Origin of the sequence: Pantoea sp. Ap-870 (assembly GCF_011752515.1) — a bacterium.
Taxonomy (GTDB): domain Bacteria; phylum Pseudomonadota; class Gammaproteobacteria; order Enterobacterales; family Enterobacteriaceae; genus Pantoea; species Pantoea dispersa.
Map to the genome: position 1 here is coordinate 161,483 of NZ_VWXG01000009.1, position 24,756 is coordinate 186,238.

Annotated in this window: 19 protein-coding genes and 3 tRNA genes; 4 read left to right on the plus strand and 18 right to left on the minus strand. The window is 58.8% G+C overall.

Annotated features, from left to right (window positions below; genetic code table 11):
• Window positions 1–93: 93 nt before the first annotated feature.
• From rlmB to nnr, 14 genes are all read right to left on the minus strand, one after another.
• Window positions 94–828 carry a 23S rRNA (guanosine(2251)-2'-O)-methyltransferase RlmB gene (gene rlmB, locus F3J41_RS19600; RefSeq protein WP_166712163.1) on the minus strand — a complete coding sequence of 245 codons (735 nt, stop codon included), beginning with the start codon at window positions 826–828 and terminating at the stop codon, window positions 94–96.
• Between the two features lie 137 nt (window positions 829–965).
• The gene (gene rnr / locus F3J41_RS19605; protein ID WP_021509757.1) at window positions 966–3,404 is read right to left on the minus strand and encodes a ribonuclease R; all 2,439 of its coding nucleotides are present in this window, start codon (window positions 3,402–3,404) and stop codon (window positions 966–968) included.
• A gap of 16 nt (window positions 3,405–3,420) precedes the next feature.
• Window positions 3,421–3,864: a nitric oxide-sensing transcriptional repressor NsrR gene (gene nsrR / locus F3J41_RS19610; RefSeq protein ID WP_021509758.1), complete on the minus strand. Its 444-nt coding sequence runs from the start codon at window positions 3,862–3,864 to the stop codon at window positions 3,421–3,423.
• 195 nt (window positions 3,865–4,059) lie between these two features.
• Window positions 4,060–5,358 carry an adenylosuccinate synthase gene (locus F3J41_RS19615; protein WP_058759868.1) on the minus strand — a complete coding sequence of 433 codons (1,299 nt, stop codon included), beginning with the start codon at window positions 5,356–5,358 and terminating at the stop codon, window positions 4,060–4,062.
• Window positions 5,359–5,533: 175 nt separating this feature from the next.
• Window positions 5,534–5,734: a DUF2065 family protein gene (locus tag F3J41_RS19620; protein ID WP_031280157.1), complete on the minus strand. Its 201-nt coding sequence runs from the start codon at window positions 5,732–5,734 to the stop codon at window positions 5,534–5,536.
• Window positions 5,735–5,791: 57 nt separating this feature from the next.
• Entirely contained in the window at window positions 5,792–6,796 is a 1,005-nt protein-coding gene (gene hflC / locus F3J41_RS19625; RefSeq protein WP_021509761.1) for a protease modulator HflC, read from the minus strand.
• A gap of 3 nt (window positions 6,797–6,799) precedes the next feature.
• Window positions 6,800–8,035, minus strand: coding sequence for an FtsH protease activity modulator HflK (hflK, locus tag F3J41_RS19630; RefSeq protein ID WP_021509762.1), 1,236 nt, complete (start codon window positions 8,033–8,035; stop codon window positions 6,800–6,802).
• Window positions 8,036–8,114: 79 nt separating this feature from the next.
• Window positions 8,115–9,395, minus strand: coding sequence for a ribosome rescue GTPase HflX (hflX, locus tag F3J41_RS19635; protein WP_021509763.1), 1,281 nt, complete (start codon window positions 9,393–9,395; stop codon window positions 8,115–8,117).
• Between the two features lie 80 nt (window positions 9,396–9,475).
• Window positions 9,476–9,790 carry an RNA chaperone Hfq gene (gene hfq / locus F3J41_RS19640; protein WP_010618006.1) on the minus strand — a complete coding sequence of 105 codons (315 nt, stop codon included), beginning with the start codon at window positions 9,788–9,790 and terminating at the stop codon, window positions 9,476–9,478.
• Between the two features lie 110 nt (window positions 9,791–9,900).
• A complete protein-coding gene (gene miaA, locus F3J41_RS19645) occupies window positions 9,901–10,842 on the minus strand; it encodes a tRNA (adenosine(37)-N6)-dimethylallyltransferase MiaA (protein WP_031280158.1) in 942 nt (313 codons plus the stop codon).
• Window positions 10,835–12,694, minus strand: coding sequence for a DNA mismatch repair endonuclease MutL (gene mutL, locus F3J41_RS19650; protein WP_166712165.1), 1,860 nt, complete (start codon window positions 12,692–12,694; stop codon window positions 10,835–10,837). The genes miaA and mutL overlap by 8 nt, the downstream gene beginning before the upstream one ends.
• A gap of 42 nt (window positions 12,695–12,736) precedes the next feature.
• Complete coding sequence (gene amiB / locus F3J41_RS19655) at window positions 12,737–14,395, minus strand: N-acetylmuramoyl-L-alanine amidase AmiB (RefSeq protein WP_166712167.1); 1,659 nt, start codon at window positions 14,393–14,395, stop codon at window positions 12,737–12,739.
• Window positions 14,392–14,868 carry a tRNA (adenosine(37)-N6)-threonylcarbamoyltransferase complex ATPase subunit type 1 TsaE gene (gene tsaE, locus F3J41_RS19660; protein ID WP_059012451.1) on the minus strand — a complete coding sequence of 159 codons (477 nt, stop codon included), beginning with the start codon at window positions 14,866–14,868 and terminating at the stop codon, window positions 14,392–14,394. The genes amiB and tsaE overlap by 4 nt, the downstream gene beginning before the upstream one ends.
• 6 nt (window positions 14,869–14,874) lie before the next feature.
• Window positions 14,875–16,389, minus strand: a complete 1,515-nt coding sequence (nnr, locus tag F3J41_RS19665; RefSeq protein WP_166712170.1) for a bifunctional ADP-dependent NAD(P)H-hydrate dehydratase/NAD(P)H-hydrate epimerase — start codon at window positions 16,387–16,389, stop codon at window positions 14,875–14,877.
• On the opposite strand from nnr, the gene queG reads away from it, so the two are divergent.
• Window positions 16,388–17,527 carry a tRNA epoxyqueuosine(34) reductase QueG gene (queG, locus tag F3J41_RS19670; protein ID WP_166712172.1) on the plus strand — a complete coding sequence of 380 codons (1,140 nt, stop codon included), beginning with the start codon at window positions 16,388–16,390 and terminating at the stop codon, window positions 17,525–17,527. The two genes, nnr and queG, sit on opposite strands and share 2 nt — an antisense overlap.
• Window positions 17,528–17,958: 431 nt before the next feature.
• Here the strand turns inward: queG and F3J41_RS19675 are convergent.
• The 4 genes from F3J41_RS19675 to orn all read right to left on the minus strand — a co-directional run bounded on the left by F3J41_RS19675 (window position 17,959) and on the right by orn (window position 19,261).
• A tRNA-Gly gene (locus F3J41_RS19675) sits at window positions 17,959–18,034 on the minus strand.
• Window positions 18,035–18,233: 199 nt separating this feature from the next.
• Window positions 18,234–18,309: transfer RNA gene (locus F3J41_RS19680), tRNA-Gly, on the minus strand.
• Between the two features lie 91 nt (window positions 18,310–18,400).
• Window positions 18,401–18,476 (minus strand) — tRNA-Gly (locus tag F3J41_RS19685).
• A 236-nt stretch (window positions 18,477–18,712) separates the two neighbouring features.
• Entirely contained in the window at window positions 18,713–19,261 is a 549-nt protein-coding gene (orn, locus tag F3J41_RS19690; protein WP_166712174.1) for an oligoribonuclease, read from the minus strand.
• A 102-nt stretch (window positions 19,262–19,363) separates the two neighbouring features.
• Here orn and rsgA point away from each other — a divergent pair, with 102 nt between their 5' ends.
• The 3 genes from rsgA (at window position 19,364) to mscM (ending at window position 24,756) form a co-directional block, all read left to right on the plus strand.
• Entirely contained in the window at window positions 19,364–20,413 is a 1,050-nt protein-coding gene (gene rsgA, locus F3J41_RS19695; protein ID WP_031279822.1) for a small ribosomal subunit biogenesis GTPase RsgA, read from the plus strand.
• A 93-nt stretch (window positions 20,414–20,506) separates the two neighbouring features.
• Window positions 20,507–21,403, plus strand: a complete 897-nt coding sequence (gene asd, locus F3J41_RS19700; protein WP_021508134.1) for an archaetidylserine decarboxylase — start codon at window positions 20,507–20,509, stop codon at window positions 21,401–21,403.
• A gap of 17 nt (window positions 21,404–21,420) precedes the next feature.
• A complete protein-coding gene (gene mscM, locus F3J41_RS19705) occupies window positions 21,421–24,756 on the plus strand; it encodes a miniconductance mechanosensitive channel MscM (protein ID WP_127834644.1) in 3,336 nt (1,111 codons plus the stop codon).

Below are 24,756 nucleotides of genomic sequence, written 5' to 3' on the forward strand. Positions count from 1 at the left end.
CACTCTCCTCTCCTGTTGCCCGTACTGATGTGGCTATAAGTATGGAGAGGATGTGCAGTTATGCCTGGTACAGCTGAGGTTTTGCGGCGGCGATCACGCCTGGCGCTGACGCACCGCTTCGAACAGACAAACGCCGGTGGCCACCGAAACGTTGAGGGAAGAGACGCTGCCGGCCATCGGGATGCTGATCAGCTCATCGCAGTGTTCGCGCGTCAGGCGGCGCATGCCTTCTCCTTCCGCACCCATCACCAGCGCCATCGCGCCGGTCATTTTGCTCTGATACAGCGTGTGGTCTGCTTCACCGGCCGTGCCGACGATCCAGACGTTGTACTCCTGCAGCAGACGCATGGTGCGCGCCAGATTGGTGACGCGAATCAGCGGCACGTTTTCCGCCGCCCCGCTGGCGACTTTTTTCGCCGTGGCGTTGAGCGGTGCCGAACGGTCTTTCGGCACGATCACCGCATGCACACCGGCCGCATCGGCGCTGCGCAGGCAGGCACCCAGGTTATGCGGATCGGTGACGCCATCCAGAATCAGCAGGAACGGCTGATCCAGTGAAGCCAGCAGATCCGGCAGATCGCCTTCCTGATAGTTTTTACCCGGCTTAACGCGCGCCACGATACCCTGGTGCACGCCGCCTTCGACCTGGCCGTCGAGCCACTGTCGGTTGGCCAGCTGAATCACAATTCCCTGAGTTTCCAGTGCGGCGATCAGCGGCTGCAGGCGGCGGTCATCGCGGCCTTTAAGGATAAAGACTTCCTGAAAACGCTGGGGATCACGCTCCAGCAGCGCCTGCACGGCGTGAATGCCAAAAATTATTTCACTCATTACTTTGCTCAAGGTTGGATGTATATCGTTGAATACAGAACATTAATCAGGCTGCGCGTTGGGGCGCAGCCTGCGAAACAGGTTGAGCAAGGTGCGTCAGCGCTGACGCACCTGGCCGCTGGCGGGTGAAGAGGCCATCAGGCTTCGCTGGCCTTCTTCTTCACTGCGCGCTTCGCCTTGGTTGCGGCGGCGATTTTACGGGTTTTTTCGGAGACTTTTTTGCTTTTTTTCTCGCTTTTATTCGCCGCAGCCGGCTGCTTCTCACCGCGGAAAGCGGCGTCCGGCTCAAAGTTGCCCTTGCGACCCGCGTCGCGACGCCGCTTCGCCGGTGGCTTGCCGCCACGCTTCTCACGCTCGCGCGCGGTTTTCCCTTCACCGCGCGGTACGCGTTTGCTGGAGATCAGCGCGAAATCGATCTTGCGCTCATCCATGTGCACCGCGTCAACGCGCACTTCCACCGCATCACCCAGACGGTAAGTGCGACCACCGGATTCGCCAATCAGACGCTGGCCCACCGGATCGAAGCGGTAGTAATCATTGTCCAGCGTGGAGACGTGCACCAGGCCATCAATGAACAGATCGTTGAGACGAACAAAGAAGCCAAAGCCGGTCACGCTGGAGATCACGCCGTTGAATACGTTACCCACCTGATCCTGCATAAAGTCGCACTTCAGCCAGTCGGCCACATCGCGCGTCGCTTCATCGGCACGGCGTTCGGTCATCGAACAGTGCTGACCCAGCTGCAGCATCTGCTGCATATCGTAGTGATAACCACCGGTTGGCGTGGTGTTGCCTTTTACCGTGCCCTGCTCTTTGGCCAGCAGATACTTAATGGCACGGTGCAGCAGCAGATCCGGATAACGACGGATCGGCGAGGTAAAGTGCGCATACGACGCCAGCGCCAGGCCAAAGTGACCGCGGTTTTCCGGATCGTACACCGCCTGCTTCATCGAACGCAGCAGCATGGTTTGCAGCATTTCAGCATCCGGACGGTCGGCAATCTGCGTCAGCAGATCGGCATAATCGATCGGCTGCGGTTTCGACCCACCCGGCAGGCTGAGACCCAGCTCGCCCAGCACGGTACGGAAGCTGGTGATGCTGTCTTCGCTCGGGCGATCGTGATCGCGGAACAGCGCCGGCTCCTGATGTTTCTCAACGAAACGCGCGGAGGCGATGTTGGCCAGAATCATGCACTCTTCAATCAGCTTGTGCGCATCGTTACGTACGGTGCGCTCCACGCGCTCAATGCGACGCTCAGCGTTGAAGATGAATTTGGCTTCGTCGGTTTCAAACGAGATGCCACCGCGCTGTTCACGGGCGGTTTCCAGCACCTCATACATGCGGTGCAGCTCTTCGAGGTGCTTCACCTGCGCCGCATACTGTTCACGCAGCTCCGGGTTGCCCTGCAGAATGCTCCACACTTTGTTGTAGGTCAGACGCGCATGTGAGTTCATCACCGCTTCGTAATGTTTGAAGCCGGTGAGTTTACCGCTGGCCGAGATGGTCATCTCGCACACCATGCACAGGCGATCCACCTGCGGATTGAGCGAGCACAGGCCGTTCGAGAGGATCTCCGGCAGCATCGGTATCACCTGCGACGGGAAGTAGACCGAGGTGCCGCGCTGCTGCGCTTCGTTATCCAGCGCGGTGCCGGGACGCACGTAATAGCTGACGTCGGCAATCGCCACCCACAGGCGCCAGCCGCCGCCGCGTTTTTTCTCGCAGTAAACGGCGTCATCGAAGTCACGCGCGTCTTCACCGTCGATGGTCACCAGCGGCAGTTCACGCAGGTCGACGCGGCCTTTTTTCGCCGATTCCGGTACCTGCTCTTTCAGTCTGGAAATCTCTTTCTCGACTTCTTCCGGCCATGAGTGGGGAATTTCATGGGTGCGCAGCGCCATATCCACGGCCAGACCGGTGCCCATGTTGTCGCCGAGAATTTCAGTAATTTTGCCAATGGCTTTGCTGCGGCGCGTCGCGCGCTGCACGATCTCCACCACAACCACCGATCCCATGCGCGCATTCAGCGTCTCTTCCGCCGGGATCAGAATGTCAAAACTCAGACGGCTGTCGTCCGGTACCACGAAGCCGGTGCCGGCATCGGTGAAGTAGCGGCCAACAATCTGGCTGTTGCGCGGTTCCAGCACGCGTACCACGCGCGCTTCACGCCGCCCTTTGCGGTCGGAGCCGCCCGGCTGGGCGAGGATGACATCACCGTGCAGGCAGAACTTCATCTGCTCCGCCGAGAGGTAGAAGTCATCTTTCTGACCATCAACGCGCAGGAAGCCGTAGCCATCGCGGTGGCCAATCACTTTGCCGCGCAGTAAATCCAGACGCTCCGGCAGGGCGTAGCACTGGCGACGGGTGAACACCAGCTGGCCGTCACGCTCCATGGCGCGCAGGCGGCGACGCAGCGCTTCAAGCTGATCTTCGCTGGTGATATTTAACTCTTCGGCGATCTCTTCGCGACTCGCCGGCTTTTCACGCTTTTCTAATAGCGCGAGGATAAATTCCCGACTGGGAATAGGATTTTCGTACTTTTCAGCTTCTCTATCCTGAAAGGGATCTTTTGACATTACGGTTCCTCCGATGTCATTTATGTGGAATTGCCACCGGCGGTTCGGACAATAAGATGTGGTAAAGCGAATCGTTGTTTTGCACCAGGTCGGCGAGCGTATATTTATCCAGTTCCTGCAGGAACAGCTGGACCGCATTATTCAGCGCGCTACGCAGGCGACAGGCGGGATTTATCGCACACTCTTTACAGTTTACCAGCTGCAAAGGCTCCATTTTTCTCACGACATCGCCAATGACGATTTTTTCCGGGTCCATGCCTAAACGAATTCCGCCGTTTTTACCGCGTGTCGCGGCAACAAAGCCGGCCCGGCTCAGTTGATTGATGATTTTAACCATATGGTTACGCGATACCCCGTAGGTATCGGTGACTTCGGTAATGTTGGTCTGCTGACCTTGCGGCAATGTCGCCATGTAAATCAGGGCGCGCAGACCGAAATCGGTAAAACTTGTTAGCTGCACATGTACCTCAGTGAATCATCGATATTGTTGTTATAACGCCCGTGAGCGCTTCGATTAACATTGATGATAAACCAGTGTGGAAAACCCGGAGCGCTTTTTTCCTGTAACTCCCGAAACCAGCAGGAAAAAATGAAGTGAGCGGAGTCAAAGAGCAGATAAACGAAGGCCGGACAGTGTCCGGCCTGCAAAACGTGATTAAGCGTCGAACGGATCGCGCAGAATCATGGTCTCACTACGGTCGGGACCGGTTGAAATAATATCAATCGGCACGCCAGTCACTTCTTCAACACGTTTGATGTAATCACGTGCTGCCTGCGGCAGGCCTTCCAGTGTTTTAACACCAAAGGTGTTTTCACTCCAGCCCGGCAGAGTTTCATAAATCGGCTCGATGCCTTCCCAGCCTTCTGCCGCCAGCGGCGTGGTGGTCATCTCGCGGCCATCCGGCATACGGTAACCGACGCAGATTTTCACCTCTTTCAGGCCATCCAGCACGTCCAGTTTGGTCATGCAGAAGCCGGACAGGGAGTTGATCTGCACCGCGCGGCGCACAGCTACCGCATCCAGCCAGCCGGTACGACGACGACGGCCGGTGGTGGCACCGAACTCATTACCTTTCTCACACAGGAACTCGCCAGTTTCATCAAACAGTTCGGTCGGGAATGGACCGGCACCAACGCGGGTGGAGTAAGCTTTGACGATGCCCAGCACGTAATCCACGTAGCGTGGACCGATACCTGAACCGGTCGCCACGCCACCGGCAGTGGTGTTGGACGAAGTCACGTACGGATACGTACCGTGGTCGATATCCAGCAGCGTACCCTGTGCGCCTTCGAACATGATCAGGTCGCCACGCTTACGCGCGCCGTCCAGCAGTTCAGACACGTCGACGACCATGCCGGTCAGGATGTCGGCCACCGCCAGTACATCGCTCAGCACTTTATCGTAGTCTACTGCATCTTCTTTGTAGTAGTTCACCAGCTGGAAGTTGTAGAAATCAACGATCTCTTTCAGCTTCACGGCGAAGGTTTCTTTGTTGAACAGGTCGCTGACGCGCAGACCGCGACGGGCAACTTTATCTTCATAGGCTGGGCCGATACCACGACCGGTGGTACCGATAGCTTTGGCACCGCGCGCTTTTTCACGCGCCAGGTCCATCGCCACATGGTATTGCAGAATCAGCGGACAAGCTTCAGAGATCAGCAGACGTTCACGTACCGGCACACCGCGCGCTTCCAGACCGTTCATCTCTTTCATCAGGGCTTCAGGCGACAGCACAACACCATTACCAATGATGCTGGTGACGTTTTCACGCAGGATGCCAGAGGGAATTAAGTGGAGGACGGTTTTCTCACCGTTGATGACAAGTGTATGGCCTGCATTGTGGCCACCCTGGTAACGCACAACATATTTCGCGCGTTCAGTCAGAAGGTCTACGATCTTACCTTTACCTTCATCACCCCATTGGGTGCCCAGTACGACGACGTTCTTACCCATTTTCTAAAATCACCGATTGCTTAAAAATGGATTCTACCATCGGATTTTCACTCTTTCAGCACTTTTAGCATACGATTGCGCTGTTTTTTGCCTGAGTTTTGATCACTACAACATGTTGGGGGCAATGCTCTGCAGCAGACACAATTTAGCCGGGCGGCAGCGCGCAGATTTTTGCTCAGCCATTCGCGTGCGTGCTCAGCATGGCGTAAATCACCACGCCCGCCACCACCAGCCCGCCGCCAAAACGGTGCAGTATACGGTCCGGTAACTGCGTCATCGCCAGAATCATGCGACGCCACAGGCGCGGCAGCAGCATCGGTCCTAATCCCTCCAGCACCAGCACCAAAGCCAGCGCCATCCAGACGGTTGTGTTCATTCTGTTTTCCCAAAAAAAAGGCCGACATCAGTGTCGGCCTCAAGGTTATAACAGTTATTAACGCGAGACGTTAGTTGGCGCCTTCATATAGCGGAAGAAATCGCTATCCGGGCTCAGCACCATCACGTCCTGATTGTCCGCGAAGCTGTTCTCATAGGCACGCAGGCTGCGGATAAAGGCGTAGAAATCAGGATCCTGGCTGAAAGCGTCGGCGAACAGCTTGGCCGCTTCACCATCCCCTTCACCACGGCTGATCAGCGCCTGACGCTGCGCTTCTGCCAGCGTACGGGTTACCTGATAATCGGCCTGGGCGCGCAGTTTTTCCGCCTCTTCCTGACCCTGTGAGCGCTGGCTACGTGCTACCGCTTCACGCTCGGCGCGCATACGGTTGTAGATCGCGTCCGACACTTCGGTCGGCAGGTTGATCTGCTTGATGCGCACGTCGACCACCTGAATACCCAGCGCCGCCATACTGTTCGGGTTTGGCGCTGGCTCATTGCTGTTGGTCTCGCGCTCAACGCGGGCAGCCGCGCTGGCAATCGCATCGTCAGCGGCTGGCGTCTGCACTTCGTCGTCATTGCCGGCACTGCCGGTGTTCAGCGCATCGCGTACGTCGGTAGTCAGACGGCCACGCGAGTCGGTGACGATATCTTTCACATCAAGACGGCCCATTTCTGAACGCAGACGGTCGCTGAACTTACGTTTCAGCAGTACTTCCGCCTGAGATACATCGCCACCGCCAGTCGCGAGGTAGTAACGGCTGAAATCGCTGATGCGCCACTTGATGTAAGAGTCCACAATCAGGTCTTTCTTCTCTTTGGTGACGAAACGATCCGCCTGGTTATCCATGGTCTGGATGCGCGCATCCAGCGACTTCACGGTTTCAATAAATGGAATCTTGAAGTGCAGGCCCGGTGCGTACACCTGCGGCTTGTTCTCATCATCACGCAGCACTTTACCAAAGCGCAGCACGATACCGCGCTGGCCTTCCTGCACCACGAACAGTGAGGCGTACAGCACCACCAGAACAACAATAATTACGGCGATGATTGGCTTACGCATCGATTACTCCCTCCCTTCGCGCTGGGTATCGTTACGCAGCGCATTGGCGCGACGCTGATCCATGATGCTGTCCGGACTGTAGGATGAAGTGTCGCCGCGGCCGGCATTGCTGCCCGGTGACGACGGTAACTTCATCAGATTGGCATTGTTCTGACCGCTCTGGCCGCCTGCCTGGCCGCCACGCATCAGCTGATCCAGCGGCAGCACCATCAGGCTATTGCCGCGGTCGTTAACCAGCACTTTGCGGGTATGGCTGAGCACGCGCTCCATGCTTTCAATGTAGAGACGTTCTTTGGTGATCTGCGGTGCGGCTTTGTACTCCGGCAGCAGACGCGCGAACCGCGCCACTTCACCCTGCGCTTCCAGCACAGTCCGCTCTTTGTAGGCTCGCGCCTCTTCAAGAATACGCTGCGCCTGGCCGTTTGCACGCGGCTGCACTTCGTTGGCGTACGCTTCAGCTTCACGCACGTACTGCTCGCGGTTTTCGCGGGCGGCAATCGCATCGTCAAACGCGGCTTTGACCTCTTCCGGTGGACGCGCCGCCTGGAAGTTGACGTCAAGCAGCGTAATACCCATGTTGTAAGGACGAATGGTTTCGTCGATTTCACGCTGGGTATCGCTACGCACGACGGTACGGCCTTCGGTGAGGATACGGTCCATGGTCGAGCGGCCAATCACGCCGCGCAGCGCGCTGTCAGTGGCCTGACGCAGGCTGTCATCGGCACTGGTCACCGCATACAGGTAGCGCTCCGGATCGGTCACGCGGTACTGCACGTTCATCTCCACGCGCACCACGTTCTCGTCCGAAGTCAGCATCACGCCCGACGCCGCCAGCTCACGCACCGCTTCGACGTTGACGGCCCGCACCTGATCGATAAAGGTCGGTTTCCAGTTGAGGCCAGGCTCAACCAGATGGCTGAATTTGCCGAAACGCGTCACGACCCCGCGCTCCGCTTCTTTGATGGTGTAGAAACCACTGGCTGCCCAGATAACCACTGCCGCCACGGCGACAATGCCAACCAGTTTGCCACCGCTGCCGCCGCTGCGCTGGCCGTTATCGCTCTGTTTGCCACCGCCCAGTCCGCCGAGTTTTTTACTCAGCTTACGGAAGATATCATCCAGATCAGGAGGTCCCTGATCGCGACCTCCTTTATTTCCCCCAGAGTTGCCGCCTTGGTTATTGCTGCTTCCCCACGGGTCGCGGTCCTGTCCGTTATTTCCGGGCTGATTCCACGCCATGTCTCTACTCCATTTATTGTATATAAGTTTACCCTGCCACGTGCCGGGCACGTCTTGGGGTAAATGAGTTGGGCAACGGTCAAACAATATAACTGGCGAGCTGCGGTTCCTGCTTGCACAAGCGGCGCCAGTCAACAATCGGCATTCGCACCTGCAAACCTACGCAGCCATCTTCTTCATTCCACTCTTTTTCAATCGCCTGCAACTGATAGAAGCGGCTGCGCAGGCGGCCCGCTTCCGGCGGCAGACGTAAATCATACTGCGCCACTTCACCGGCTAAGCGCTCGGACAGCGCCTGCCACAGCAGCGGCAAACCGGCACCGCTCTGCGCCGACAGCCACACGCGCGTCGGCCGGTTTTCTTCGTCGCGATCGATACGCGGCTCAAAGCCATCCAGCATATCGATCTTGTTCATCACCAGCAGCACCGGAATCTCATCGGCTTCAATCTCTGCCAGCACTTCGTTTACGGCGTCGATGTTGTCATTGACGCGCAAATCCGCGGCGTCAATCACGTGCAGCAGCAGCGACGCCTGACGGGTTTCCTGCAGGGTGGCTTTAAACGCCGCCACTAAGTCATGCGGCAGGTGTCGGATAAAGCCTACCGTATCCGCCAGCACCACTTCGCCGACATCGGCCACGTTGAGGCGGCGCAGCGTCGGGTCCAGCGTGGCGAACAGCTGGTCGGCAGCATACACGTTGGCTGAAGTAATGGCGTTGAACAGGGTGGATTTGCCGGCGTTGGTGTAGCCCACCAGGGAGACGGTCGGCACATCGGCTTTCGCGCGCGCCTGACGTCCCTGCTCACGCTGTTTTTCCACGCGTTCAAGGCGGGACAGAATCTGGCTGATGCGGCCGCGCAGTAAACGACGGTCGGTTTCCAGCTGGGTTTCACCCGGTCCACGCAGGCCGATACCGCCTTTCTGCCGCTCAAGGTGAGTCCATCCGCGCACCAGACGGGTGGCAAGATGGCGTAACTGTGCCAGCTCGACCTGCAATTTCCCTTCATGGGTGCGGGCGCGCTGGGCAAAAATATCGAGAATTAAGCCGGTGCGATCGATTACGCGACATTCGCACAGCCGCTCAAGATTACGTTCCTGAGCAGGGGATAAGGCATGATCGAATAAAACGACCGATGCTCCACTCGCTTTCACCGCATCGGCAATTTCAACTGCCTTTCCTTCACCGACAAAATATTTGGGATGTGGCGCTTTACGACTGCCGGTAATCACTTGCAGCGCATCGACGCCCGCAGAAGAGACAAGAGTTTCAAACTCCTGCAAATCTTCCAGCTCTTTGTCTTGGGAGAACCAGATGTGTACCAGTACGGCCTGCTCACCGGCATCATAACGGTCAAACAAGCTATAACCTCGCTAAAATAAAATAACCAGGACGGGAAAACGCACTCGCTCCCCAGCCCTGGCTTTACGGCCGTGCAGAATTACTCTGCGTTATCGCCGTCTTGTTGTGGCTGCGACTGAGCGCCCTGGTTGCTTCCGCCATGGTGGTAGTTACTGCCACCGCTGCCGCCCGCGTTGTTGCTATGGTGCGAAACCGGACGAGAAGGAACCACTGTAGAGATGGCGTGCTTATACACCATCTGGCTTACCGTGTTTTTCAACAGAATGACGAACTGATCAAAGGATTCAATTTGTCCCTGCAGCTTAATACCATTCACCAAATAGATCGAAACCGGTACACGTTCACGACGCAATGCGTTCAAAAACGGGTCTTGTAATGATTGCCCCTTAGCCATTCTATCTTTTCCTTATATGCTTGTTGTTTGTTACTTTGTGAACCGTGGTTCAGAAAAACTGCGTAAAAATTTGCGCACGATAACGGACCAATTGTACACAATCATCCCTGCTACGCACTAACAACCTGAAGCACCGCATTACGCGCTAATTCTGGCGCGTCACTGTCTAACCAGTGGACGTCGGGCCAGCCACGTAACCAGGTCATCTGGCGTTTAGCGAGCTGCCGGGTGGCGCAAATTCCCCGATAAACCATTTCGTCGTAATCGATTTCGCCAGACAGATAAGACCACATCTGACGGTAACCAACACAGCGAATGGAAGGCATGTCCGTATGCAAATCACCTCGTGCAAACAGTGCCCGAGCCTCCGCTTCAAAACCTGACGCTAACATCTGGTCGTAACGCAACGCGATGCGCTGGTGTAACAGTTCGCGGCTCGCCGGAGCGATAGCAAACTGGTACACATCGTAGGGTAACGCTTCACCGGCCGTTTTTGTCAGTTCCGTTAAAGTTTTACCCGAAATAAAAAAAACTTCCAGTGCTCGCGAAAGTCTCTGCGGATCATTCGGATGAATACGACTACCGGCGACCGGATCGATTTCACACAGCTGGCGGTGCAGGGCTTCCCAGCCTTTTTCCGCCGCCATTTGCTCTATTCGCTGACGCACTTCCGGATCGGCCGAGGGCAGCGGCGACAATCCTTCCAGCAACGCTTTGAAGTAAAGCATGGTTCCACCAACAAGCAGCGGAATCTTACCTTTTTGGGTAATCTCCGCCATTTCTGCCAGCGCATCGCGACGAAACTCAGCAGCGGAATAGCTCTCCGCCGGGTCGCGAATGTCCAGCAAGCGATGGGGTGCCTGCGCCAACTCCTGTGCCGACGGTTTCGCCGTGCCAATATCCATCCCGCGATAGATTAAGGCAGAGTCAACGCTAATAAGTTCCACCGGAAGTTGCTGACGCAGCGCAATGGCTAATGCCGTCTTACCGGAGGCGGTCGGCCCCATCAAAAAAATTGCCTTTGGCCGGCTAGCCTGGTTCAGTTCACTCATGCTTCAACGCGTTTAGCGCGCTCTCAATCTCAAGGGTCTGTAACAGACCTGAAGGCGGCGATTTCAGCAGATGCGGACAGAGCCGTTCGAGCTCTGCCAGCAGCGTGATCGCCTGCGAGTGATTCCAGTGAGGTTCTGCCGCATCGTCGCGTCGCGCCAGCCACTGGGCCAGTGCGGAAGCAGAAACCTCTTGCTGCCGGGCGAGATAGCCTAACAGGTCTGGAATCAAGATTTGTAAATTTTGTGTTCGTAACGGTAAAGGGACAGCGCGCAGCGTCACATGCTGTCCTTCCCGTTGTAAATCAATGCCCATCTGGCTTAACAGCGCCGCCTGGGCATCAATCACGCTTAACTCTTCGTGAGCGATTTTCAGCCGTACCGGGATCAGCAGCGGCTGCGGTTTGAGCCCCTCATCGCCGGGTTGCAGCTGGGCCTGTTTGAGCCAGCGCGCCGCCACGCTTAATGACAGCAGCTGCAACGTCTCCCCGCGCTCCAGCAGCGCATAGCGCTCGCGTACCACGCTGAGCACCCGGCCAAAACTTTGCGTATGGGCGGCCAGCGGCGCTTCACGCGCGGGTGCCGGGCGTGGCGCGGGCGCGGGTTCAGCGGCCGGTACGCGTGGCGTCTCCGCCGCCGGTGTTTTTATCAGCTGCTGATAAACCGCCCCTTCACGCGCGCGATAGCCCGGCTCTTTCGGCTGCCACTGGCCGCCCGTGCCGCCGGATGCCGCGCTGCCACCGCTGCGCGCGCCGGTTGCCGGCTGGGCAAAGTGATTCGCCCCGGCGGCCTGGCGGTTCTCTGGCTGCCACTGCGGCGGCGGCTCTTCGGCATGGGCCAGCGGCAATTCGGCGCTGCGACTGGCCTGCAGCACGCTCATCACGCCCTGCCAGATAAAGTCATGCACCAGACGCGACTGATGAAAACGCACCTCATGCTTCGCGGGATGCACGTTGACATCCACCTGGTGCGGGTCAATCTCCAGATACAGCACGTAGGCTGGCTGCTGATCTTCACCGAGCTGGGTTTGATAGGCCTGGCGGATGGCGTGATTAATCAGCTTGTCGCGCATCATGCGACCGTTAACGTAGCAGTACTGCAGGTCGGTAACCTGACGCGACCCCGCCGGATCGGCCACCCAGCCGCGCAGCGCCAGATCGTCGTGCTGCCAGTCAATGCGTAGCGCGTGCTGCATGAAAGGTGTCCCGCAGATGGCGCCCAGACGCCGCTCGCGCTGCGCCTCCTGCGTCACGCCGCGATACTGGCGCATCAGCTTGCCGTTGTGCGTCAGCGAAATGGCGACGTCGAAACGCGCCAGCGCAATGCGGCGAATCACCTCATCAATATGGGTGAACTCGGTCTTTTCGGTGCGCATGAATTTTCGGCGGGCAGGCGTGTTGTAGAACAGATCGAGCACTTCCAGCGAGGTTCCCACCGGGTGGGCGGCGGGTTTGACCGTCACCGCCATATCGCGCCCTTCGGCATAGGCCTGCCAGGCTTCCTGCTGATCGGCGGTGCGCGACGTTAGCGTCAGGCGCGACACCGAGCTGATACTCGCCAGCGCTTCGCCGCGAAAGCCGAGGCTGACAATCGCCTCCAGATCATCCAGCGAGGCGATCTTGCTGGTGGCGTGGCGGGCCAGCGCCATCGCCAGTTCATCTCGGGCAATGCCGCAGCCGTTGTCGCGGATGCGGATTAGCTTTGCACCGCCCTTCTCAATATCGACCTCAATGCGCGTCGCTCCGGCATCAAGGCTGTTTTCCACCAGCTCTTTTACGACCGAGGCCGGGCGCTCAACCACTTCGCCAGCGGCAATCTGGTTCGCCAGCTGAGGCGGTAAAATCTGTATTGGCATGGTGGTGATCCTTATCAGGTATGGGCTGCGCGCAGCCCCTCATCAGGATTGTGGAATCTTTAAATTTTGCCCCAGCATCACGTTGCTCGACTTCATGTTATTCGCCTGCATGATGGCTTTCGGGCTGACGCCGTACTTCGCGGCAATCGCCGTCAGCGAATCACCGCGCACCACTTTGTGCCGCGCCGGACGGCTGGCCGCGCTGCTGGCGCCGGAACCGGCCGGCACTTTCAGCCGCTGGCCGACCCACACCACATCGCGCTTCAGGTTATTCAGCTCGCGCAGCGTCGCCATGCTGACACCGTATCGCGCGGCAATACCAGACAGCGTCTCGCCGCGCGTCACGGTATGGCGCTGGGTAGCACCGGTGTACTGCACGGTGCCGGTCGCCGGGTTGCTGGCAACGCTAACCGCTGGTGCGCGATCCAGCGGCCGGTTTTCCTCCTTTGGGACCGATTGCAGCGGATGCGCGAGGAAATAGTTACGCAGTCCTTTGTAAATCGACTGGGCAATCTTTTCCTGATACGCGCTGCTGCCTAGCAGCCGCTCCTCCCCGGCGTTACTGATAAAGCCGGTTTCAACCAGTAAAGAAGGGATGTCCGGCGAACGCAGCACGCCGAGGCTGGCATGTTCCGGCAGACGTTTGTGCAACGGCGTCACGCCGCGCAGCTGCTGCAGCACTTTAACCGCCACGTCATAGCCGACGCGCTGTGAATGGCCAAACTGCAGATCCAGCACCGCCTGGCTCAGGTAGGGATCGGCCTGGCTGTTCGCCAGCAGATCGCCCGCGCCGCCCAGCAGCTCAGACTGTTTCTCTTTCTGCTCCAGCCAGTTAGCCATTTCGCTGTTGGCGCGACGGTTGGACAGCACCCAAACCGAAGCCCCGGTGGCAGAGTGATTCGGTGCGGCGTCGGCGTGAATCGATACCAGCAGGTTAGCGTTCTCTTTACGCGCCACCTCGGAACGGCCCATCACCGAAATAAAGTAGTCGCCGTTACGCGTCAGCACCGGTTTAAACATCGGGTCCTGATCCATCAGCGCCTTGAGCTTCCGCGCGATGGCGATGGTGACATTCTTTTCATGTAAGCCGTGCTGGCCCGACGCGCCAGGATCCTGACCGCCGTGACCGGCATCAATCGCCACGATCACCGCATCATTACGGCTGACAGCACCGCCCGGACGCACCGTGGTGTTGCTGCTGGTCACCGCCGTCACCGGATTGGCGTTGAACGGATTGCCCTGGCTGGTCGTAGCGCTGTCGCTCTGGCGCGCACGCGTCACCGGTGCCGCCGCGGTGCTGCGTCTGGCCGGCTGAGTGCCGCTGATGGTGAAGACCACGCGGTACTGATTGCCGTCGCGCTGCGTACTGGCGCGCGTTTTCGCCGCCTGGGTCAGCTCAAACACCAGCCGGATGCTCTGCTTATCCTTCGGCTGGCTATTACGAATCCGTTTAACGATGTTTTCGCCGCTAAAGTTGAGCGGCAGCCCCTGTATATTGCCGCTCTGGCGAATATCCAGCACCACCCGGTTCGGGTTGTGTAGCGGAAAGAAGCCATACACCGGCTGGCCGTTGAAGCTCAGGGTCACCGTCGCCTGGCTGTCGCCGTTATCGACTTTGATATCCGATAGTGTCGCGGCCAGCGCCGACGAGGAGAACAGACACAGCAGGGCGAGCATCATCCCGGTAACGCGTGACATCATGCCGGTTCCCTGCCCTGCTGAAACTGCTGCAGCAGCGTGTCGCCGAGCGGCGAATGCGCGCTGATTTCCGCTGCGCGCGCGCTGGCGACGTAGCTTAGCGTCAGTGCCAGATCTGGCTCTGGCAGCACACCTGCGCCCTGCTGCGGCCACTCAACCAGGCACAGCGCGTCGCCGCTGAAGTAGTCACGGATGCCCATAAACTCCAGCTCTTCCGGGTCGGCGAGGCGATAGAGATCGAAATGGTACAGGCTGCGGTCGCCCAGCTGATAGGGCTCAACCAGCGTATAGGTTGGACTTTTGACGTTGCCCTGATGGCCAAGCGCCTGCAAAAAGCCGCGGCTGAAGGTGGTTTTACCGGCACCCAGATCGCCATACAGATAGATCACCACCGCGCTGCTGCAAACGCGGGCCAGTTGCGCACCCAGATTCAGGGTTGCCGCCTCATCGGGCAAAGGAATAACACAGGTCTTCATGCTTTATTATTGGATCATCTCTGGATTAACAAACTGCCACAGCAGTGCGAACAAATCAGTGGCTAACATGCCGCGCGTCCCGCGCTGTCGCGCTACCGCATCCGCCGCGGCACCGTGCGCGACACAGCCCGCACAGGCGGCGTCAAACAGCGTGGCCTGCTGGCCCAGCAGGGCGGCGATAATACCGCTCAGCACATCGCCCATACCGCCGGACGCCATGCCTGCATTGCCGACATCCGCAATCGCCATGTCGCCCGTCGCGCTGGCAATTACCGTACCGGCACCTTTCAGCACCACCACGCCGCCATAGCGGTTTGCCAGGGTTTGCGCGGCGTGTAAGCGGTCACTCTCAATCTCTGCGGTTTTCACCCCGAGCAGGCGTGCGGCCTCGCCGGGATGCGGCGTAATGATGCGATTCTGACGGTTATCTGCATTGATTGCCAGCAGGTTAAGCGCATCAGCATCCCAAAGCATCGGCTTTTCACTCAGTGCCACCTTTTTCAGTGCCTTCTGAGCCCATTCACGCTGGCCAAGACCGGGGCCGATGGCGATGACATCCGCCCACGCCAGCGCGTCGTCCAGCCGCGCGTCGCTCAGGGCATCCACCATCAGCTCCGGCCGTGCGCTGAGAATCGGACCAATATTATCTTCATGCGTTAACACCCGCACAAGCCCGGCACCGCTGCGCAGCGCCGCTTCGCCGGTCATGCGGATCGCGCCGGCCGTGCCGCTGTCGCCGCCGACCACCAGCAAACGGCCGTGATCGCCCTTATGCGAGGTGGCTTTGCGCGGCTTCAGCCAGCGCGGTAAATCTGCTGCAGCGTAGCGATGAATCGGCGCCGGCTCGCCAGCCAGAAACGCGTCCAGGCCAAGCGTCGCGCAATGCAGCACGCCGACGTGGTCACGCGCTTTGCCGGTGAGCTGACCGGGCTTCAGCGCAATCATACTTAACGTGCAGTCCGCCACGACCGCCGCCCCTGGCGTGGTGCCGGTCGCGGCCACCAGCCCGGAAGGAATATCGACGGCAAACACCGGCGCGGCGTGCGCATTGATCTGTTCGATCAGCGACTGATAAGGCGCGGCAGGCGCGCGATTCAGCCCGGTGCCCAGCAGCGCATCAACAATCACGTCGATGTGTTCCGGCCAGGCAGCGTCGGCGGCATGAATCACGCCGCCCGCCGCCAGCCAGCCGTCGCGCGCCTGCTGTGCTTCTTCCGGCAGCGGACGTTCGCTGTCACAGGCCAGCAGCGTCACGCTTAGCCCGGCGGCCAACGCCAGCCGCGCCACCACATAGCCATCGCCGCCGTTATTACCGTGGCCGCATAAAATCAGCCAGTGCTGCGCCTGCGGCCACTGCTGGCGAATCCGTTCATAACTGGCCTGCCCGGCGCGCTGCATCAGTTCATACAGCGTCAGGCCCAGGCTATCGGCGGCGTCGCACTCCAGTTGCGGCATGGCCTGCGCAGGCCAGACAGAGTGTGGTAAACTGCGTGCGTTTGCTTCAATTGCCTGGTCTCTCATGTCATACCCTCTCGATCTTCAACAGCTCGCTCAACAGATTAAACAGTGGGGGCGCGAACTCGGTTTTCAGCAGGTGGGTATTTGCGATACCGACCTGAGCGCCGAAGAGCCGAAACTGCAGCAGTGGCTGGAGAAACAGTATCACGGCGAGATGGACTGGATGGCGCGTCACGGCATGATGCGCGCCCGTCCGCATGAACTGCTGCCCGGCACGCTGCGCGTGATCAGCGTGCGCATGAACTATCTTCCGGCCAAAGCCGCGTTTGCCAGCACGTTAAAAAACCCACAGCTGGGTTATGTCAGCCGCTACGCGCTGGGCCGCGATTACCACAAAGTATTGCGCAATCGACTGAAAAAGCTCGGAGAAAAAATCCAGGCCCACTGCGGCGAACTCAATTTTCGTCCGTTTGTCGACTCCGCGCCGATTCTGGAGCGGCCGATTGCCGTCAAAGCCGGACTCGGCTGGACCGGCAAACATTCGCTGGTGCTGAATCGCGAAGCCGGCTCGTGGTTTTTCCTCGGCGAACTGCTGATTGATCTCCCGCTGCCGGTGGATGAGCCGCAGCAAGAGCAGTGCGGCCGCTGCGTCGCCTGCATGACCATCTGCCCGACCGGCGCCATCGTCGAACCTTATGTCGTCGATGCGCGCCGCTGCATCTCCTATCTCACCATTGAACTGGAAGGCGCCATTCCCGAAGCGCTGCGTCCGCTGATCGGCAACCGCATTTACGGCTGTGACGACTGCCAGCTGATCTGCCCGTGGAACCGCTATGGTCAGCTGACCGATGAAGAGGATTTTTCGCCGCGCGCGGTGCTGCACGCGCCGCAGCTGGTCGAACTATTCGGCTGGGATGAAGCCCGTTTTCTGCGCGTCACGGAAGGCTCCGCCATTCGCCGCATCGGCCATCTGCGCTGGCTGCGTAACGTAGCGGTGGCGCTGGGTAATGCGCCCTGGGCACCCGAGAATCTCACGGCATTAGAACAGCGGCGCGGTGGACATCCGCTGCTGGATGAGCACATTGACTGGGCGATCGCGCAGCAGCGGCAAAAGCGCGCGGCGCAGGCGGTAGAGGTGCAATCGGCACAGCAGCAGCGGCTGGTGCGCGCCGTCGAGAAAGGGTTACCGCGTGATGCATGATTGAGCAATCGCGCAGGATATTATGCTTTTCCACATGCTGTGAATAAAATTATTTCCCCGAATAGTGACGTGGATCGTTATTTCGTCTAAAAGGGGCATTCACAGTCTGAAATATCATTTACCCAATAAAAAACATAGAGTTAGATAATTACTGTAAACATTTACGTCGGGTTTTGCGCGCAGGGGCTTGTCCAGAGCTTGTGGATAACTCTGTTCAAAACGGTTTTGCAGATAGGGTAAAACGCCGTCAGCACGTTGCGGGCGCATTGTGGATAACCTGTAAGATTACTGCAACAGACGCAGACATCCTGGGCACTCACGCGGCGTGCAAAATTTCCAGATAACAAACGGAACCGCACAGGTAAAACGACTGCAGCAGTTGTATGTCTGATTGTGCCCGCGGGCAAATAACTTTAGTGAATATGAAAATCTGGAGCGGGAAACGAGACTCGAACTCGCGACCCCGACCTTGGCAAGGTCGTGCTCTACCAACTGAGCTATTCCCGCATAATCTTCGTATTTTAGTCTGCCACGGCGTTGGCTGCCTTCGCTCACCCAGGTCACTTACTCGTGTAAGCTCCCAGGGATTCGCTCAGTTGCCGCCTTGTTGCAAACTCAAATACTCGATTATGTACCGGCATTCTTAAGTCACAACAACCGCAAAAAGACTAAATCCGTGATTTGGATGGCGTACTGCAACAGAGACTGGAGCGGGAAACGAGACTCGAACTCGCGACCCCGACCTTGGCAAGGTCGTGCTCTACCAACTGAGCTATTCCCGCATAATCGTCGTCTTTCATTGCGCTGCGGCTTTAACGGCCTGGACGCAGTTGAAATCCTTAATTCTGATGCATTACTTTTTACTGCACGTTCTGGAGCGGGAAACGAGACTCGAACTCGCGACCCCGACCTTGGCAAGGTCGTGCTCTACCAACTGAGCTATTCCCGCATCATTGTCTTTCAATCTGCTGCGGCGTTGACCGCCTTAGCGCAACTGAACTACCTGATTCAGAACATTTGTTACTTTTACTGCACCGTACCTGTTGTAAATTCTTCACCGGTACGGGGTGCGCATTATACGAGAAATCCTTCCCGCCGCAAGCGTTGCAAAGCAAAATTTTGCGCTTTGCGCGCGTTTGCTGTTTTAATCGGCAAACTGCTGCTTTCCTGCGCACCCGCGTTGATTTACAGCTGCAGGAAGTGCTCGCGGTAGTAGGCCAGCTCGGCAATGGACTCGCGAATGTCGTCCAGCGCCTGATGCGTACTGGCTTTTTTAAAGCCCGGCAGAATCTCTGGCTTCCAGCGGCGCGCCAGCTCTTTCAGCGTGCTGACATCGAGATAGCGGTAGTGGAAATAGGCTTCCAGCTCCGGCATGTACTTAAACAGGAAGCGGCGATCCTGGCCAATGCTGTTGCCGCAAATCGGTGAGGTGTTGGCCGGAACCCACTGCTGCAGAAACGCAATCGTCGCCTGCTCCGCCGCACGATCGTCATGCTGGCTGGCCTTCACGCGCGCAACCAGCCCGCTATTGGTGTGGGTGCGTACGTTCCAGTCATCCATCAGCGCCAGCTGCGCATCGGACTGATGCACCGCCAGTACCGGACCTTCGGCCAGAATATTAAGATTGGCGTCCGTTACAATCGTGGCGATCTCAATAATGCGATCGCGCTCCGGATCCAGTCCGGTCATTTCCAGGTCGATCCAAATCAGATTGTTTTCATTTCCCGCTGTCATGCATTTCCCGCCTGTTGCCAAAGTCGTCATTAGCCTGAATTAAGGTGTATCATAGACGTTTTGCCCAGCGGGGCGAAGCCTGGCGAAAGCGTGAGAGGATGCGTGAGCAAAAATAAATTGTCGAAGGGTCAACAACGTCGCGTCAGCGCCAACCATCAGCGTCGTCTGCAGCAACGGAACGAAAAGCCGGAACCGGACGACAGCCTGTTTGGTGAAGCCTCTGAGGGCGTAGTGATCAGCCGCTTTGGCATGCACGCGGATGTGGAAGACAGCGCCGGCGAGGTGCATCGCTGTAATATCCGCCGCACCATTCGCTCGCTGGTCACCGGTGACCGCGTGGTGTGGCGCGCCGCCGGCGAAAACGGTGGCAAAGGAATTGTTGAAGCCGTGCACCCGCGCCAGACGGTGCTGACGCGCCCGGACTTCTATGACGGCGTGAAACCGATCGCCGCTAACATTGATCAGATCATAATTGTGTCGGCGATCCTGCCGGAGCTGTCGCTGAACATTATCGATCGCTATCTGGTGGCCAGCGAAACGCTCGGCGTGGAACCGCTGCTGGTACTGAATAAAACCGATCTGCTGGATGACGACGCGCGGGCGTTTGTCGATGAGCAGATGGATATCTATCGCCACATTGGCTATCGCGTACTGATGGTGTCGAGCCGCGCCAAAGATGGACTGAAGGATCTGGAAGCGGCGCTCACCGGCCGGGTCAGCATTTTTGCCGGCCAGTCGGGCGTGGGTAAATCCAGCCTGCTGAACAACCTGCTCGGCCTCGACCTGGCAGGCGATGAGATCCTGACCAATGATGTATCGGATGTGTCCGGCCTCGGCCAGCACACCACCACCGCCTCACGGCTGTATCACTTCCCGCACGGCGGCGATGTCATCGATTCACCTGGCGTGCGCGAGTTCGGTTTGTGGCATCTGGAGCCGGAACAAATTACCCAGGGATTTGTCGAATTTCGTGAATTTCTCGGCGGTTGCAAGTTCCGTGACTGCAAGCACGACAACGACCCAGGCTGCGCCATCCGCGAAGCGGTGGAGAACGGGATCATCGACATTTCACGCTTCGATAACTACCACCGTATTCTGGAGAGCATGGCGCAGGTAAAAACGCGTAAAAACTTTTCCGCCAGCGAAGATTAACGGGTACAACGGCACATTCGCCAACTGACCGGGGCGCTGCTACAATCCGCCCCCTTTTGTGTAAACCAAACGTTATTAAGCCAGGAGGCAACGGTGTTTGATCGTTTTAAACTCGGCCTGAATCACATTCTGCCTAAAAAAGCGCTGACCGAACTCGCCGGTTGGGGCGCCAGCCGCCGCGCTGGCTGGCTGACCAAAGCGGTCATCGACATTTTTGTCTGGTTCTACAAAGTGGATATGGCGGAAGCCAGCAAGCCGCACACCGGCAGCTACCGCACCTTTAACGACTTCTTTGTACGCCCGTTAAAAGAGGGGGCACGCCCTATCGATCCGGACGCTTCGCTGCTGGCCTTGCCAGCGGATGGCGCCATCAGCCAGCTGGGCCGTATTGCTGGTGATCAGATCTTCCAGGCCAAAGGCCACACCTACTCGCTGCAGGCGCTGCTGGCCGGCAATGACGATCTGGCGGAAAAATTTGTCGACGGTGAGTTCGTTACCACGTACCTTGCGCCGCGCGACTACCACCGCGTGCACATGCCGTGTAACGGCATCCTGCGCGAAATGATCTACGTGCCGGGCGATCTCTACTCGGTTAACCCGCTGACCGCGCGCAACATCCCGAACCTGTTTGCCCGTAACGAACGCGTGATCTGCGTATTCGATACCGATCACGGCCCGATGGTGCAGATCCTCGTGGGCGCCACCATCGTCGGCAGCATCGAAACCGTCTGGGCCGGCACCGTGACGCCGCCGCGCGAAGGGGTGATCAAACGCTGGCGCTACCCATCGGCCGATCATGATGGCGCGGTCGTGCTGCTGAAAGGTCAGGAGATGGGCCGCTTTAAGCTGGGCTCGACGGTGATCAACCTGTTCGCGCCGAACCGCGTTAAGCTGGCTGAAAGCCTTGAAGCCGAAAGCAAAACCCGCCTGGGTCAGCCGCTGGCTATCGCCCTGCCGCAGCCCGGCGACAGCGCTCCGCTCATCGACTAATTCCGGGAAACACCGCCGTGCGCGCCTCTCTTTTTCTGCTGCTGAGCCTGGTGCTCAGCAGCACCGTCTTTGCCGCCACCGTTCCACCCGCCAGCCAGCTGAAACAGGATCTGGAAACGGCGAAATCCGCGAAAAGCTCGCCCAGCCAGGCCGAACAGGTGCAGGCGCTGGAAGCAGCAATTAACTTCCTGTCCGAACGCGACGACTCGCTGGAACGGGCGAAACAGTATCAGCAGGTGATCGATGATTTCCCGCGGCTGGCGCGCGAGCTGCGTCAGCAAATCGCCACGCTGACTGACAGCAGCAAGCCAGTGCGCAGCAACATGAGCAATGCCGAGCTGGATCAGGAGATCCTGCAGGTTAGCAGCCAGCTGCTGGAGGAGAGCCGCCAGGCGCAGCAGGAGCAGGATCGCGCCCGCGAAATCAGCGATTCTCTGTCGCAGCTGCCGCAGCAGCAGACCGATGCGCGGCGCGCCATGACCGAAAGCGAACGGCGCGCACAGGGCGTGGCGGCTGCCGCTACCCCGCTGGCACAGGCGCAGATTTATGCGCGTCAGACCGAGAGCGCTGCCAGTAAAGCGCGGGTAGACGAACTGGAGCTGGCGCAGCTGTCGGCCAATAACCGTCAGGAGCTGGCGCGCATGCGCGCGGAAGTGCATCAGCGCAAAGCGACCCAGCTGGATAACTATCTGCAGGCGCTGCGCAATCAGCTCAACAACCAGCGTCAGCGCGAAGCCGAACTGGCGCTGGAGCGCACCGAACAGCTGGCGGAAAACAGCGGCGACCTGCCGGCCTCCATCAGCGATCAGTTCCGCGTTAACCGCGAGCTCTCCGCCGATCTGAATCAGCAGGCGCAGCGTATGGATCTGGTGGCCTCGCAGCAGCGTCTCGCCACCAATCAGACATTGCAGGTGCGCCAGGCGCTGAGCACGCTGCGCGAGCAGTCACAGTGGCTGGGCGTGTCGAATCTGCTGGGTGAAGCGCTGCGCGCGCAGGTGGCGCGCCTGCCGGAGATGCCGAAATCCCAGCAGATCGACAGTGAAATGGGCCAGCTGCGCGTGCAGCGGCTGCATTATGAAGACCTGCTGGAGCGCCAGCAGGCGCTGCGCAAAGAGAAACAGGCGGACGGCACGCCGTTCACCAGTGAACAGACGCGCATTCTGGATGCCCAGCTGAAAACCCAGCGTGAACTGCTGAACTCACTGATTTCCGGCTGCGACACGCTGATTCTGGAAATCACCAAGCTGAAGGTTTCCAATACGCAGCTGCAGGACGCGCTGAGTGAAGTCAAAGAGGCGACGCACCGCTATTTGTTCTGGACCGCCGACGTCAGCCCGGTTGGCCTGAAATATCCGCTGGACGTGGCCACCGATCTGACGCGCCTGCTGTCGCTGGACACGCTGGGCCAGTTGGGCAAAGCGCTGGCGATGATGTTCACTAACCGCGAAACGGTGCTGCCGATCATCGGCGCCATTCTGCTGGTGGGCTTTAGCATCAGCACGCGTCGTCACTACAACGCCTTTATGGCGCGCGCAGCCAGCCGCGTGGGGAAAGTGACCCAGGACCGCTTCAGCCTGACGCTGCGCACCGTCTTCTGGTCGATTCTGGTCGCGGTGCCGCTGCCGGTGCTGTGGGCCGCGCTCGGCTTTGGCCTGCAGCACGCCTGGCCTTACCCGTTTGCCGTGGCGATTGGCGATGGCATCACTGCCACCCTGCCACTGCTGTGGGCATTCATGATCAGCGCGGCGTTTGCCCGTCCTGACGGCCTGTTTGTCGTGCACTTCCGCTGGCCGCAGGCGCGGGTCGCGCGCGCCATGCGTTATTACTCGCTGACGGTCGGCCTGATCGTACCGCTGATTATGCTGCTGATTGCTTTCGCCAATCTCGACGATCCGCAGTTCTCCGCCACGCTGGGGCGCCTGTGCTTTATTCTGATCTGCGGGGCGCTGAGCATTGTCACCGTCAGCCTGAAACGCGCCGGTATCCCGCTCTATTTAGATAAAGAGGGCGACGGCGACAACTTCGTTAACCGGATTCTGTGGAACCTGATGATCGCCATTCCGCTGGTGGCGGCGCTGGCCTCCTGCATTGGCTATCTGGCCACCGCGCAGGCGCTGCTGGCGCGTCTGGAAACTTCGGTCGGCATCTGGTTCTTCCTGCTGGTGATTTATCACATCATTCGCCGCTGGATGCTGATTCAGCGCCGCCGCATCGCCTTTGACCGCGCGCGTCAGCGTCGTGCCGATATGCTGGCCAACCGCGCGCGCAGCGAAGAGGAAAAAGAGCAGCAGTCTGCCGTCAGCACCGATACCGTGGAAGTCGAAGAGCCGATTATCGATCTGGATGCGATCAGCGCGCAGTCGCTGCGGCTGGTCCGCTCGATTCTGACGCTGATTGCGCTGGTGTCGGTGATTGTGCTGTGGTCTGAGATCCACTCCGCGTTCAGCTTCCTCGACAACATTCCGCTGTGGGATGCCAGCACCACGGTGCAGGGCGTCGAGAGCGTACAGCCCATTACGCTGGGTGCCGTGCTGATCGCCATCCTGATCTTTATCATTACCACCCAGCTGGTTCGCAATATGCCGGCGCTGCTGGAGCTGGCGCTGCTGCAACACCTCAGCCTGTCGCCCGGCACCGGTTACGCCATTACCACCCTGACCAAATACGCGCTGATGCTGGTCGGCGGTCTGATTGGCTTCTCGATTATTGGCGTGGAGTGGTCAAAACTGCAGTGGCTGGTAGCGGCGCTGGGTCTGGGACTGGGCTTTGGGATGCAGGAGATCTTTGCCAACTTTATCTCCGGCCTGATCATCCTGTTTGAGAAACCAATTCGTATTGGCGATACCGTGACCATTCGCGATTTGACCGGCAGCATCACCCGCATCAATACGCGCGCCACCACCATTACCGACTGGGACCGCAAAGAGATTATCGTGCCGAACAAGGCCTTTATCACCGAGCAGTTCGTCAACTGGTCGCTGTCGGACTCGGTGACGCGCGTGGTGCTGACCATTCCGGCACCGGCCCACGTTAACAGCGAAGAGGTGACGACCATCCTGAAGCAGGCGGCCGATCGCTGTACCTACGTACTGGATATGCCGGCGCCGGATGTGTTCCTGGTGGACTTGCAGCAGGGCATTCAGCTGTTTGAGCTGCGCGTGCACGCGGCGGAGATGGGCCATCGTATGCCGCTGCGTCATGAGCTGCATCAGCTGATTCTGCGCGGCTTTGAAGAGCATGGCATTGAGATGCCGTTCCCGCCGTTCCAGGTACGGATGGAAACGCTGGGGCGCAAAACGCCGGCCAGCAACGGTTCGGCTGCCAGCCGGACCTTCAAATCCGGTGGCCTGTAA